This window comes from Streptomyces griseicoloratus (genome assembly GCF_014534645.1).
GTDB lineage: Bacteria > Actinomycetota > Actinomycetes > Streptomycetales > Streptomycetaceae > Streptomyces > Streptomyces griseicoloratus.
On sequence record NZ_JACVQF010000162.1, the window covers coordinates 19,966 to 33,244 of the forward strand.

The 13,279-nt window shown below is 73.5% G+C and carries 12 protein-coding genes; 7 read left to right on the plus strand and 5 right to left on the minus strand.

The window, feature by feature from the left end; all coding sequences use genetic code 11:
- Nucleotides 1–33: 33 nt before the first annotated feature.
- The gene (locus tag H0H10_RS05170) at nucleotides 34–5,043 is read right to left on the minus strand and encodes an ATP-dependent helicase (RefSeq protein ID WP_188179619.1); all 5,010 of its coding nucleotides are present in this window, start codon (nucleotides 5,041–5,043) and stop codon (nucleotides 34–36) included.
- A 120-nt stretch (nucleotides 5,044–5,163) separates the two neighbouring features.
- Between H0H10_RS05170 and H0H10_RS05175 the strand changes: the two genes are divergently transcribed.
- From H0H10_RS05175 to H0H10_RS05185, 3 genes are read left to right on the plus strand one after another with little or no spacing between them, the layout of a single operon-like run.
- On the plus strand, nucleotides 5,164–6,120 hold the full coding sequence (locus H0H10_RS05175; protein WP_188179620.1) for an AraC family transcriptional regulator: 957 nt from the start codon (nucleotides 5,164–5,166) through the stop codon (nucleotides 6,118–6,120).
- A complete protein-coding gene (locus H0H10_RS05180; protein WP_188179621.1) occupies nucleotides 6,027–6,758 on the plus strand; it encodes an AzlC family ABC transporter permease in 732 nt (243 codons plus the stop codon). Before H0H10_RS05175 ends, H0H10_RS05180 begins: the two co-directional genes overlap by 94 nt.
- Nucleotides 6,755–7,063: an AzlD domain-containing protein gene (locus H0H10_RS05185; protein WP_188179622.1), complete on the plus strand. Its 309-nt coding sequence runs from the start codon at nucleotides 6,755–6,757 to the stop codon at nucleotides 7,061–7,063. The genes H0H10_RS05180 and H0H10_RS05185 overlap by 4 nt, the downstream gene beginning before the upstream one ends.
- Before the next feature lie 11 nt (nucleotides 7,064–7,074).
- Here the strand turns inward: H0H10_RS05185 and H0H10_RS05190 are convergent, their stop codons facing one another.
- Nucleotides 7,075–8,019, minus strand: a complete 945-nt coding sequence (locus tag H0H10_RS05190) for a prenyltransferase/squalene oxidase repeat-containing protein (protein WP_188179623.1) — start codon at nucleotides 8,017–8,019, stop codon at nucleotides 7,075–7,077.
- Nucleotides 8,020–8,100: 81 nt separating this feature from the next.
- Here H0H10_RS05190 and H0H10_RS05195 point away from each other — a divergent pair, with 81 nt between their 5' ends.
- Both H0H10_RS05195 and H0H10_RS05200 read left to right on the plus strand, forming a co-directional pair.
- Nucleotides 8,101–8,295: a DUF3046 domain-containing protein gene (locus H0H10_RS05195; protein ID WP_188179624.1), complete on the plus strand. Its 195-nt coding sequence runs from the start codon at nucleotides 8,101–8,103 to the stop codon at nucleotides 8,293–8,295.
- Nucleotides 8,296–8,354: 59 nt separating this feature from the next.
- A complete protein-coding gene (locus H0H10_RS05200; RefSeq protein ID WP_188179625.1) occupies nucleotides 8,355–9,623 on the plus strand; it encodes an AI-2E family transporter in 1,269 nt (422 codons plus the stop codon).
- 39 nt (nucleotides 9,624–9,662) lie between these two features.
- Here the strand turns inward: H0H10_RS05200 and H0H10_RS05205 are convergent, their stop codons facing one another.
- On the minus strand, nucleotides 9,663–9,863 hold the full coding sequence (locus H0H10_RS05205; RefSeq protein WP_188179626.1) for a type II toxin-antitoxin system VapB family antitoxin: 201 nt from the start codon (nucleotides 9,861–9,863) through the stop codon (nucleotides 9,663–9,665).
- A gap of 269 nt (nucleotides 9,864–10,132) precedes the next feature.
- Here H0H10_RS05205 and recA point away from each other — a divergent pair, with 269 nt between their 5' ends.
- Together recA and recX are read left to right on the plus strand one after the other, a co-directional pair.
- Nucleotides 10,133–11,254 (plus strand): recombinase RecA, encoded by a 1,122-nt coding sequence (recA, locus tag H0H10_RS05210; RefSeq protein WP_188179627.1) that lies wholly within the window; start codon nucleotides 10,133–10,135, stop codon nucleotides 11,252–11,254.
- A 3-nt stretch (nucleotides 11,255–11,257) separates the two neighbouring features.
- Nucleotides 11,258–12,112, plus strand: a complete 855-nt coding sequence (gene recX / locus H0H10_RS05215) for a recombination regulator RecX (RefSeq protein WP_188179628.1) — start codon at nucleotides 11,258–11,260, stop codon at nucleotides 12,110–12,112.
- 187 nt (nucleotides 12,113–12,299) lie between these two features.
- On the opposite strand, the gene H0H10_RS05220 is transcribed toward recX, so the two are convergent.
- Nucleotides 12,300–12,686 (minus strand): rhodanese-like domain-containing protein, encoded by a 387-nt coding sequence (locus tag H0H10_RS05220; RefSeq protein WP_188179629.1) that lies wholly within the window; start codon nucleotides 12,684–12,686, stop codon nucleotides 12,300–12,302.
- Complete coding sequence (locus H0H10_RS05225; RefSeq protein ID WP_188179630.1) at nucleotides 12,683–13,234, minus strand: cupin domain-containing protein; 552 nt, start codon at nucleotides 13,232–13,234, stop codon at nucleotides 12,683–12,685. Before H0H10_RS05225 ends, H0H10_RS05220 begins: the two co-directional genes overlap by 4 nt.
- Nucleotides 13,235–13,279: the final 45 nt, after the last annotated feature.

Consider the following 13,279-nt stretch of genomic DNA (forward strand, 5'->3'; position numbering starts at 1 on the left):
GTGCGGTTGTGGTGCCGTGCGCCGGGCGCCGGTTCACGCACGTATGCGCAGGCCGCGCGGGGTGGCGATGAAGCCCGCTTCCTCCAGGAGGGTCCCGAAGGGTGACGTCAGGGCAGCGGCGCCGTTGACCCGTTCCACCGTGACCGTGCCGAGGGAACCCGCGCGGGCCGCCGCGGCCAGCGCCTCGGTGGCCGCCCGCAGGCGGAGGTCGTCGGTGGGCAGGCCGTCCGGGTCGGAGGGCCAGGCCAGCAGCGTCTTGCCGCCGCGCTCCATGTAGAGCGCCGGCTCACCGTCGACGAGCACCACCAGAGAGCCGGCCTTGCGGCCCGGCTTGTGCGTGGCGCCGGCCGGGGGATCCGGCCAGCCGAGAGCCGCGCCGTACGCGTTCGCCGGGTCCGCCGCGGCCAGGACGACGGCACGGGACGCGGGCGAGGTGCGGGTCCGGCGGCCTGGGAAACCTGTGTCCCCGGGGAAACCGGTGTCGTACGACCCCTGCGGGAAACCGGAACCGCCGTACGCGCCACCGCCTCGTGGGCCGCCGGCGCCCGGGTCGGCGTAGTCGCGGGGGGAGATGTAGTCGCCCCGGGACGGCCGGCCGAAGTCACCGGGGCGGACGTGGGCCGCACCGGAGGTGCCGGGGTCCGCGTGGCCGCCCGAGGGGAAGCCGTCGGGAGCGAGGCCGTCCGGAGGGAAGTCGGCGAACGGGAGATCGTCGGCCGGGAGGCCGCCGGACGGCAGGCCCGGTGAGCCGAAGCCCCCGGGACGGCCGTCCCCGAGGCCCTGACCGGGCAGGCCGTCGCCGCGCTCCCGGGCGTTCGCTACCGCGCGCAGCCGGTCCACGGCGCCGTCCATCGCGAACTGCGCCGCGCCGAGGCCCTCCACCACGTAGCCGCGCCGGGCCTGCCCGCTGTCTTCGAAGGCGGACAGGATGCGGTACACCGCGGAGAAGCCGCCCTCGACGCCTTCCGCGGCCACGGTGCCGCGGGTCACCACGCCGTGCCGGTCGAGGAGGGTGCGGGCCAGGGCGTGGGCGCGCACCGTGGGGTCGCTCTCGTGCGCGGGGAGCAGGGACCAGCGGCCCGCGACGGTCGGGGGGCCGCTGCGGGAGGCGGGGCGTGCGGCGGCCGTCAGTGAGCCGTAGCGGCCGCGCGGTACCGCCCGCTTGGCGCGATGGGCCGTGGAGCCGGCGGTGCGTCCGGAGCCCAGCAGGGAACGCAGGGGCGCGAGCGTGTCGTTCGTCAGCCGCCCGGACCAGGCCAGGTCCCACAGGGCGTCCGCCAGTTGCGGATCGGTGGCCTCGGGGTGGGTGGTGGCGCGGACCTGGTCGGCGATCTGACGGAAGAACAGGCCGTAGCCGCCCGAGAGCGCGTCGAGGACGGACTGGTGCAGGGCGGTCGGCTCCAGCGGGTGCGGGGGCGGCAGGAGCAGCGGGGCCGCATCGGCCAGGTAGAGGGAGACCCAGCCGTCCTTTCCGGGGAGGGAACCCGCCCCGGCCCACACCACCTCCCCGGCGGCGGTGAGTTCGTCGAGCATCGCGGGGGTGTAGTTCGCCACCCGGGACGGCAGGACCAGCTTCTCCAGGGCGGACGCGGGCACGGAGGCGCCCTGCAACTGTTCGATGGCGCGCACGAGTCCGTCGATGCCGCGCAGTGCGTGACCCTTGCCGATGTGCTGCCACTGGGGGAGGAACTGTCCCAGCGCGGCCGGCGGCACCGGCTCCAGCTCGTGCCGCAGCGCGGCGAGGGAACGGCGACGCAGCCGGCGCAGTACCGTCGCGTCGCACCACTCCTGGCCGATCCCGGCCGGATGGAACTCGCCCTGGACGACCCTGCCCGCCGCCGCCAGCCGCTGCAGGGCGCCGTCGGTGACCGCCACACCCAGGCCGAAGCGGGAGGCCGCCGTCACCGACGTGAACGGTCCGTGCGTGCGGGCGTAGCGGGCGAGGAGGTCGCCGAGGGGGTCCTTGACCGGCTCGGTGAAGGCCTCGGGCACGCCGACGGGCAGTGCCGTGCCCAGCGCGTCGCGCAGCCGGCCCGCGTCCTCGACCGCCGCCCAGTGGTCGGCGCCGGCGATGCGCACCTTGATCGCGCGGCGCGCGGCGGCCAGCTCCGGGGCCCACTGCGCCTCCGCACCCCGCTCGGCCAGCTCCGCGTCCGTGAGCGGGCCGAGCAGCCGCAGCAGGTCCGCGACGCCCTCCACGTCCTTGACGCGGCGGTCCTCGGTGAGCCACTGCAGCTCGCGCTCCAGCTCGGTCAGCACGTCGGCGTCGAGCAGTTCGCGCAGCTCCGCCTGGCCGAGCAGTTCGGCCAGCAGCCGCGAGTCCAGGGACAGGGCGGCGGCGCGGCGCTCGGCGAGCGGCGAGTCGCCCTCGTACAGGAACTGGGCGACGTAACCGAACAGCAGGGAGCGGGCGAAGGGGGACGGCTCGGGGGTGGTGACCTCGACCAGGCGCACCTTGCGGGACTCCAGGTCGCCCATCAGCTCGACCAGGCCGGGGACGTCGAAGACGTCCTGGAGGCACTCGCGGACCGCCTCCAGGACGATCGGGAACGAGCCGTACTCGCTCGCCACCTCCAGCAGCTGCGCGGCGCGCTGACGCTGCTGCCACAGCGGGGTGCGCTTGCCCGGGTTGCGGCGCGGCAGCAGCAGCGCGCGGGCGGCGCACTCGCGGAAACGGGACGCGAACAGGGCCGAACCGCCGACCTGGTCGGTGACGACCCGGTCGACCTCGCCCCGGTCGAAGACGACGTCGGCCGCGCCGACGGGCGCCTGCTCGGCGTCGTACTCCGTGCCCGGCTTCATGGGGTCCTGGTCGAGCAGGTCCAGGCCCATCAGGTCGGCGTCCGGCAGGCGCAGCACGATGCCGTCGTCGGCGTGCATGACCTGGGCGTCCATGCCGTACCGCTCGGACAGGCGGGCGCCGAGCGCGAGCGCCCAGGGGGCGTGGACCTGGGCACCGAAGGGGGAGTGGACCACGACCCGCCAGTCGCCGAGCTCGTCACGGAAGCGCTCCACGACGATGGTGCGGTCGTCGGGGACGTGGCCGCAGGCCTCGCGCTGCTCGTCGAGGTACGACAGGACGTTGTCCGCGGCCCAGGCGTCCAGGCCCGCGGTGAGCAGGCGCAGACGGGCGTCCTCCTTGGGGAGGGAGCCCACCTCGCGCAGGAACGCGCCCAGCGCACGGCCGAGTTCGAGGGGGCGGCCCAGCTGGTCGCCCTTCCAGAACGGGAGCCTGCCCGGGACGCCCGGGGCGGGGGAGACCAGGACCCGGTCGCGCGTGATGTCCTCGATCCGCCAGGAGCTGGTGCCGAGCGTGAAGACGTCCCCCACCCGGGACTCGTAGACCATCTCCTCGTCCAGCTCGCCGACCCGGCCGCCGCCCTTCTTCGGGTCGGCTCCGGCGAGGAAGACGCCGAAGAGACCGCGGTCGGGGATCGTGCCGCCAGAGGTGACGGCGAGGCGCTGCGCGCCCGGGCGGCCGGTGACCGTGCCCGCGACCCGGTCCCACACCACGCGCGGGCGCAGCTCGGCGAAGGCGTCGGACGGGTAGCGGCCCGCGAGCATGTCCAGGACGGCCGTGAAGGCCGACTCGGGAAGCGAGGCGAAGGGGGCGGCGCGGCGGACCGCGGCGAGGAGGTCGTCGACCTGCCACGTGTCCATCGCGGTCATCGCGACGAGCTGCTGTGCCAGGACGTCCAGCGGGTTCGCGGGGATCTTGAGGGCCTCGATGGCGCCGCTGCGCATCCGCTCGGTGACCACCGCCGCCTGGACCAGGTCGCCGCGGTACTTCGGGAAGACCACGCCCGTGGAGACCGCGCCGACCTGGTGTCCCGCGCGGCCGACGCGCTGGAGGCCGGAGGCGACGGAGGGCGGGGACTCGACCTGGACGACGAGGTCGACGGCGCCCATGTCGATGCCCAGCTCCAGGCTGGACGTGGCGACCACGGCGGGCAGGCGGCCGGCCTTCAGGTCCTCCTCGACGAGGGCGCGCTGCTCCTTGGAGACCGAGCCGTGGTGGGCGCGGGCGATCACGGGCGGCGCACCGTGGGCGGCCCCCGAACCGCCCATGAGCTGGGCGGGGGAGTGGTGCTCGTCCAGCGGCTCACCGGTCGCCCGCTCGTAGGCGATCTCGTTGAGCCTGTTGCACAGGCGTTCCGCGAGGCGGCGGGAGTTGGCGAAGACGATCGTCGAGCGGTGCGACTGGACGAGGTCGGTGATCCGCTCCTCGACGTGCGGCCAGATCGACGGGCGCTCCGCGCCGTCGTTGCCGTCGGCGACCGGTGAGCCGCCCAGCTCCCCCAGGTCCTCGACCGGGACGACGACGGAGAGGTCGAACTCCTTTCCCGATTCCGGCTGGACGATCTCCACCTTCCGGCGGGGGGAGAGGAACCGTGCGACCTCGTCGACCGGGCGGACCGTCGCCGACAGGCCGATGCGCCGGGCCGGCTTCGGCAGCAGCTCGTCGAGGCGCTCCAAGGACAGCGCGAGGTGGGCGCCGCGCTTGGTGCCCGCGACCGCGTGCACCTCGTCCAGGATCACCGTCTCGACGCCGGTCAGCGCATCGCGCGTGGCCGACGTCAGCATCAGGAACAGGGACTCCGGGGTCGTGATCAGGATGTCCGGGGGGCGGGTCGACAGGGCGCGGCGCTCGCCGGCCGGCGTGTCACCGGAGCGGATGCCGACCCTGACCTCGGGCTCGGGCAGGCCCAGGCGTACGGACTCCTGGCGGATGCCGGTCAGGGGGCTGCGCAGATTGCGCTCGACGTCGACGGCCAGGGCCTTGAGCGGGGAGATGTACAGGACCCGGCAGCGCTTCTTCGGGTCGGCGGGCGGAGGCGTCGAGGCCAGCTGGTCCAGGGCGGCGAGGAACGCGGCCAGCGTCTTGCCGGAGCCGGTCGGGGCGACCACCAGAACGTCCGACCCCGCGCCGATGGCCTGCCACGCGCCCGCCTGGGCGGCGGTGGGCGCGGAAAAGGCCCCCGTGAACCAACCGCGGGTCGCGGGGGAGAAGCCCTCCAGGGCTCGGTGTGCGGAGCTGACCATGGATCCATCGTGCACCCGAGCACTGACAATCGCTCTGAGCTGGGCGGACGCGACCGAAGGGGTGTCCGGAGCGGCGGGGCCCGCGCCCGGGCCTACGGCCGTGGGCGGACAATGGGGGGCATGGCGGGAACGGGTGAGCGGGCGCGGCACTGGCGGTACGCGGAGCTGCCCGGCGTCGACCTGCTGCGGGCGCGGTACATACGGAAGACCTTCGTACGGCACACGCACGAGCACTTCGTCATCGCGGCCATCGCGGACGGCGTGGAGGTCTTCCACCACGGCGGCAGCGACCAGTACGCGGGGGCCGGCGCGCTCGCGCTGGTCAACCCGGACACCCCGCACACGGGCCGGGCCGGAGTACCGGAGGGATGGCGGTACGGGGCCGTCTACCCCTCACCCGAGGTGGTGGCCGGTATCGCGGCCGAGACGACCACACTGCGCGGCACTCCCGGGTTCGTCAGGCCGGTCCTCGACGATCCGTACACCGTCGAACTGGTGCACAGGGTGCTGCGGGCCACCGACGAGGGCAACGCGCTCGCCGCCGACACACTGCTCAGAGTGGCCGTGACCCGGTTGCTGAGGCTGAACGGCGGGCCGCTGCCGAGGCGGGAGGTGCGGACGGCGGGCGCCCGGATCGCGGCACGTGCGCGTGCCGTGCTGGAGGACCGGATGGCCGATCCGCCGAGCCTGCAGACGCTGGCCGAGGACCTCGGCACCAGCCCCTTCGCGTTGCTGCGTGCCTTCCGGGAGGCCCACGGGATGCCGCCCCACACCTGGCTGACGGACGCCCGCGTGCGCCGGGCGAGGCGGCTGCTCGACGCCGGGACCACACCGGCCGAGGCCGCCGCCGCCGTGGGGTTCACCGACCAGCCGCACCTCAACCGGCACTTCAGCCGGATCGTGGGCGTGCCTCCGGGGGCGTACCAGCGGGAGCGCAAGAACGTACAAGACGTGCGGCGAGGGCTTCACCTACCGTCCGACGCGTGGCAGAACAGACAGCAGTCCCGGACACCAACGCCCCGGGGAAGCCGGACGCCGCCGCCGTACGGGACGCCCTCGGAGTCGGGGTCGCCGTAGGCCTGTCCGGCTTCGCCTTCGGCGTGACCTCGGCCGGCAGCGGACTCACGTTGCTCCAGACGTGCGCGCTCAGCCTCCTGGTGTTCACCGGGGCGTCCCAGTTCGCGCTCGTCGGGGCGCTCGCCGCCGGCGGCAACCCGTTCACGGCCGCGGCGGGGGCCTTCTTCCTGGGCGTGCGCAACGCCTTCTACGGGCTGCGGCTGTCGCAGCTGCTGGCCCTCCCGCGCGCGGTGCGGCCGCTCGCCGCCCAGTGGGTCATCGACGAGACGGCCGCCGTGGCCCTCGCGCAGCCCACCCGGCGCACCGTCCGGATCGGCTTCACCGTCACCGGGCTCAGCCTGTACGTGCTGTGGAACCTGACCACGCTGCTCGGCGCGCTGGGTGCGGAGGCCATCGGAGACACCGACGCCTGGGGCCTCGACGCGGCCGGCCCCGCGGTCTTCCTGGCCTTGCTCGCGCCGATGCTGAAGACCTCCACGGAGCGCGCGGTCGCCGGTCTGGCCGTGGTGCTGGGGCTCGGCCTGCTGCCCGTCCTGCCCGCCGGTGTGCCGGTCCTGGTGGCCGCGCTGGCGGCGCCGGCCGTCCTGTGGGCGGAGGGGCGCCGCAGGGGCGGTACCGCACGGAAGGAGGAGCGGTGAACACCTGGATCGCGATCGGCGTGACCGCGCTCGGCTGCTACGCCGTCAAGCTGGCCGGGCTGCTCGTGCCCGCCGGTGCCCTGGAGAAACCGCTGGTCAGGCGACTGGCCGCCTTGCTGCCCGTGGCCCTGCTCGCCGCGCTCACCGCCCAGCAGACCTTCGCCGACGGGACCGCGCTCGTGCTGGACGCGAGGGCCGCGGGACTCGGCGCCGCGGCCGTGGCGCTGGTGCTGCGGGCGCCGTTCCTCCTCGTCGTCGCCGCGGCCGTCGTGGTGACCGCGGGCGTGCGGGCCATGGGCGGGTGAGGCGGCCGGGCTCAGCCGACGGACCGGCCGTACGCCCGGAGCGTGAGCAGGGCGTCGAGCGTCGCCCTCGGACGTGCCTCCAGGGTGGGGGCCGGTGCCCAGCGGCGCCGGCGGACGGGCCAGCCGCCGTCGTCCTCCTGCTGCGTGGCGAGGAAGTCCAGGGAGCGGGCCATCTCGTCGTCCGTGAACCACGCGCGCGCGAGGGAGTGCGTCGTCCTCGCGTAGTCGTGCGGGAAGTGATGTTCGCCGGGGGCATGGCCCGGGGCGACCGGGTACGCGTCGCGGTCGTCGGGGTCCAGCACCGCCAGGCGCCGTTCGCGCACCAGACGGCCGAGCCGGTCGGCGGCGGCCTCCGCGCGCGGGCGGTCGGGTACGGAGTCCAGGAAGGTCACCGCGGCCTGGACCTCGTACGGGTGGGAGGCGCGCAGCGACTCGACGGCCCGCCAGCAGAAGTCCGTGGCCCGGAACAGCCAGGCGTGCCACACCTCGTTGCGGTGCAGCAGGCCGACCACCGGCCCGGTGGCCAGGAGCTCACCCGGAGGGTCGTCCACGACCTGGACGAAGGGGGCGACCGGGTGTCCGTGCCGGCTGGGACGGATCACCGGCAGGGCCCCGTCCGGTGTGGAGACGGAGGTCAGATAGCGGCACAGGTGCTCCACGCGCTGCCCGCCGCACCGCCCGACGGCGTCCAGGACGTGCAGGGCGTGCGCGGTGTGCAGCGGCTGGCTGACCGGGCCGCGCAGATCGGGCTCCAGGGCGTGACCGTACCCGCCGTCCTCGTTGCGATAGGCGTCGAGCGCGGTCTCCACCGGTCCGGCGTCGCCTCCCCGGAAGTGGTGCGCGAAGAGGCGCTGCTCCAGCACGCGCGCGGTGAGCCAGACGAAGTGCTCCGCGCGCGCGAGCGGGGAGCGCGCCGGGGGCGTCGGAGGGAGTGGGGAAGCTCCTGTTTCGGCCATGCGTCAGACCGTAGGGCCGAGAACGGTCTCGCCACCCGGTCCCCGCTCACCCGCCACCCTCAGGGGCGGGATACTGGAGTCATGCGGTTGACGGTCTTCTGGCAGCGGATGGCGGATCACTTCGGTCCGGCCTACGCCGACACCTTTGCGCGCGACCACGTGATGTCCGAGCTCGGCGGGCGCACGGTGTACCAGGCCCTGGACGCCGGATGGGACGCCAAGGACGTGTGGCGTGTGGTCTGCACCGTCATGAACGTGCCACAGGAGCAGCGCTGACAGGTCACGAAGATCGCGGGGCGGGGTCCGCTGTCGGTGGCGTGGGCGAGACTTGGTCCGTGGCACGCACTGACGAGACCGGGCAGGAAGCCCGGCACGCATCCCCTCCGGGCACGACGCCGCCCCTCCGGCCCCCGGCCGAGGGCAACGCCGGGCCCGGTGCCCGCATGCCACGCTGGCTGCCCCGGGCCATCGTGCTCGCCCTCACGCTCTACGCCGTGTTCCAGCTGGGCAGCTGGGCCTTCCACCAGCTCACCGGCCTGCTGATCAACATCCTCATCGCGTTCTTCCTGGCCCTCGCCATCGAGCCCGCGGTCAGCTGGATGTCCGCGCGCGGCATGCGCAGGGGACTGGCCACCTTCCTCGTCTTCCTCGCCGTGCTGATCGCCGCCGCGGGCTTCGTCACACTGCTCGGCTCCATGCTCGCGGGCCAGATCGTCAAGATGGTCGAGGACTTCCCGGACTACCTCGACTCCGTCATCAACTGGATCAACGGCCACTTCCACACCGACCTGAGACGGGTCGACATCCAGGAGGGCCTGCTGCGCTCCGACTGGCTGCGCAACTACGTGCAGAACAGCGCCACGGGCGTGCTGGACGTGTCCGCCCAGGTCCTCGGCGGTCTCTTCCAGCTGCTGACGGTCATGCTGTTCTCGTTCTACTTCGCCGCCGACGGTCCCCGGCTGCGCCGCGCGCTCTGCTCCGTCCTGCCGCCCGCCCGGCAGGCCGAGGTCCTGCGCGCGTGGGAGATCGCCGTGGACAAGACCGGCGGCTACCTGTACTCGCGCGGGCTGATGGCGCTGATCTCCGGCATAGCGCACTTCATCCTGCTGGAGGTCCTGGAGGTGCCCTACGCGCCCGCGCTCGCGGTGTGGGTGGGCCTGGTGTCGCAGTTCATCCCCACCATCGGCACCTATCTCGCCGGCGCCCTGCCCATGCTGATCGCCTTCACGGTCAACCCCTGGTACGCGCTGTGGGTGCTGATCTTCGTGGTGGTCTACCAGCAGTTCGAGAACTACGTGCTGCAGCCCAAGCTGACGTCCAAGACCGTGAACATCCATCCCGCGGTCGCCTTCGGCTCGGTCATCGCGGGCACCGCACTCCTCGGCGCCGTCGGCGCGCTGATCGCCATCCCGGCGGTCGCCACGCTCCAGGCGTTCCTCGGGGCGTACGTGAAGCGGTACGACGTCACGGACGACCCCCGGGTCCACGGGCACCGGGACCGCGGTCAGGAGGCCGGCCCGTTCACGCGCGTGCGGAGACTGTGGGCGCGCCGGCCGGGGGCGGCGCCGGCGGGTGCGGACGGCCCGGAAGAGGGCTCCTCCTGAGCGCCGGGCCGGCGCGCGGATGCGACCGGCGACAGCGGATCAGCCCTGTGGGTCCTGCGGCCGGGCGTCGACCTCGCGCAGGCTCAGGTCCTTGAGCTCGGTGCGGGTCTCGGTGCGGTGGCCGCGGGCAATGTAGTCGCGGACCACCGCCTCGACGGCGTCCTGCGGCGAACCGATGCCGGCCAGAACCATGACTTCCACCACCAGTTCGGCGTCGAGACTGATGTTGACCTTGGCCACGTTGCCCCCCTCGTCGTGTCGCGTCCGCACTCTAGCCGCAGGACGGGCGTCGTACGCTCGGAGGTGCCGCGTGGTGCGCTTGACACAAAAATCGAACATCCATTCTCATGGATGCTCCGGCGTGGCTCGTGACGGGCGATTCGACTGGGTTTGGATGGAGAAGTGCCCGAGTTATCCACAGGCCGGACCCGCATCGGGGCGCATTGTCAGTGGCAGGCATTAGCGTCTTTGACGTGAAGCGATCGAATCAAGCAAACCGGGTGGAACCCATGGCAGGAACCGACCGCGAGAAGGCCCTGGACGCCGCGCTCGCACAGATTGAACGGCAATTCGGCAAGGGCGCGGTCATGCGCATGGGCGAGCGGTCGAAGGAGCCCATCGAGGTCATCTCGACCGGGTCGACCGCGCTCGACGTGGCCCTCGGCGTGGGCGGCCTGCCGCGCGGCCGAGTCGTGGAGATCTACGGCCCGGAGTCCTCGGGTAAGACGACCCTGACCCTGCACGCGGTGGCGAACGCGCAGAAGGCCGGCGGCCAGGTCGCGTTCGTGGACGCGGAGCACGCCCTCGACCCCGAGTACGCGAAGAAGCTCGGCGTCGACATCGACAACCTGATCCTCTCCCAGCCGGACAACGGCGAGCAGGCTCTGGAGATCGTGGACATGCTGGTCCGCTCCGGCGCCCTCGACCTCATCGTCATCGACTCCGTCGCCGCGCTCGTCCCGCGCGCGGAGATCGAGGGTGAGATGGGCGACAGCCACGTCGGTCTGCAGGCCCGGCTGATGAGCCAGGCCCTGCGGAAGATCACCAGTGCGCTCAACCAGTCCAAGACCACCGCGATCTTCATCAACCAGCTCCGCGAGAAGATCGGCGTGATGTTCGGCTCCCCGGAGACCACGACGGGTGGCCGCGCGCTGAAGTTCTACGCCTCCGTGCGCATCGACATCCGCCGCATCGAGACGCTGAAGGACGGCACGGAGGCGGTCGGCAACCGCACCCGTTGCAAGGTCGTCAAGAACAAGGTCGCGCCGCCCTTCAAGCAGGCCGAGTTCGACATCCTCTACGGCCAGGGCATCAGCCGCGAGGGCGGCCTGATCGACATGGGCGTGGAGCACGGCTTCGTCCGCAAGGCCGGCGCCTGGTACACGTACGAGGGCGACCAGCTCGGCCAGGGCAAGGAGAACGCGCGCAACTTCCTGAAGGACAACCCCGACCTCGCCAACGAGATCGAGAAGAAGATCAAGGAGAAGCTGGGCGTGGGCGTGCGTCCCGAGGAGCCGGCCGCCGAGCCGGGCGCCGACGCAGCGGCCTCCGCGGCCCCGGCCGACGCCGCCACGGTGCCCGCCCCCACGGCCAAGACCACCAAGTCCAAGGCCGCGGCAGCCAAGAGCTGATCCGTGACACGACGAACCGACTGGGCCGAGTACGCCGCCCACCCGGAGGTCGCTTCGCGCGCGCGTGAGCGGGGGAGACCGGGCGACAGAAGCTCCGCCGGGACGGGGGACGGCGAGTACGGGGCGGAGACGTCCCCGTACGAGGGCGTACTCGCCGGCCCGGACGGCGGCCACGACCCCTTCGGACCGTACGGCGCAGGCTCGCCCGATGACGGTGGGCCGCGCAGAGCAGGCGGCGGACGGGCCGCCCGCGGGACGGGCGGCCCGCGCGGGCGCCGTCGGCGCGAGCGTGAGGAGCCGCCGACCGAGGACGGAGGCGCCACTTCCTCGTCGAGGGCCGAGAAGGAGGAGCCTCCGCGGGACCCGGTCGAGCAGGCGCGGGCGATCTGCCTGCGCCTGCTCACCGGGACACCGCGCACGCGGAAGCAGCTCGCCGACGCCCTGCGCAAGCGGGAGATCCCGGACGAGGCCGCCGAGGAGGTGCTGTCCCGGTTCGAGGAGGTCGGCCTGATCAACGACAGCGCCTTCGCGGACGCCTGGGTGGAGTCCCGGCACCACGGCCGCGGGCTGGCCCGGCGCGCCCTCGCCCGGGAGCTGCGGACCAAGGGCGTCGACGCCATGCTCATCGACGCCGCCGTGTCCCAGCTCGACTCCGAGCAGGAAGAGGCGACGGCGCGTGAACTCGTCGCCCGCAAGCTGCGCTCCACCCGTGGCCTCGACCGGGACAAGCGGCTGCGCCGCCTCGCGGGCATGCTGGCCCGCAAGGGTTACTCCGAGGGCATGGCCCTGCGGGTGGTCCGGCAGGCGCTGGAGGAGGAGGGCGAGGACACGGAGTTCCTCGACGACGAGGGCTTCTGACCCGACGCACGCGGCACCGCCTCACGCGTCGGCGTCTTGGCCGAGAAGATCGCCAAGACGCCGATCCGGCTCGTCACGAAGGGCAACGCGGACACGGCGCCGCTGTACTGTCCCTCCGCCAGCTTCTGACCCCGCTGCCGCCGGTCCGCCCGCCACAGGCGCGTGCAGCACGCGTGCCGCACGCGCGCTAAGCCACCGGAAGCCCCGCTGCCCGCCACGCCTGGAAGCCGCCGACCAGGTCGGTGGCCCGGTACAGGCCCAGGCGGTGCAGGGACTCGGCCGCCAGGCTGGACGCGTAACCCTCGTTGCAGACCACGACGACCCGCAGATCCAGGCCCGTGGCCTCGGGAACACGGTGGCTGCCGCGCGGATCGAGGCGCCACTCCAGTTCGTTCCGCTCGATCACCAGGGCGCCCGGGATCAGACCGTCCGCCTCGCGCAGGGCGGCGTACCGGATGTCCACCAGCAGTGCCTCGCCGGCCTCGGAGGCGTCGTACGCCGCGCGCGGCTCGATCCGCTCGTAGCCCCGGCGCACCCGTTCCAGCAGCGCGTCGATTCCGGTCGGCCCGCTCACTGCCAGTCCTCCGGGCGCTCGACCTGCTCCAGGCGCAGCACCTGTCCGCTGCGGCTGTAGCGGCGGATCTGCGGCAGGGGCGGGTAGTAGGCGTGGACGGAGATCGCGTGCCGGTCGGGGGACTCGTTGAGCACCTCGTGCACGTGGTGCCGGCCGAAGGCGCGCCCCTGCCCGGCCGGCAGCCGGCGTTGCCGGTCCACGCCGTCGCTGAGCTCCAGGGTCTTCCAGCCGTCGGTGGGCAGCCGGGCGGCGAGCGAGAGCTCCGTGAGCTCGCCCGCCGCGGCCACGAAGGCGCCGACGGAGTCGGCGTGGTCGTGCCAGCCGGTGCCCGTGCCGGGCGGCCAGCCGATCAGCCACGCCTCGCTGCCGCCGGGACCCGCCAGCCGCACCCAGGTGCGGCCCTCGGGATCGAGCGGGAGGGAGGCGATCAGCTCGGTGTCGGCGGCCGTGCGCCGCACGAAGTCGAGGAGCTCCGCCTGGGTGGGGCCGGAAACGCCGGCGGACGCGGGGACGGGAGCGGGGGCAGGAGCAGGGGAGGAGACAGACACGGGTACCGTCCTGGGGGAGTTCGCGAGAGGCGCGCGGCAGCGCCA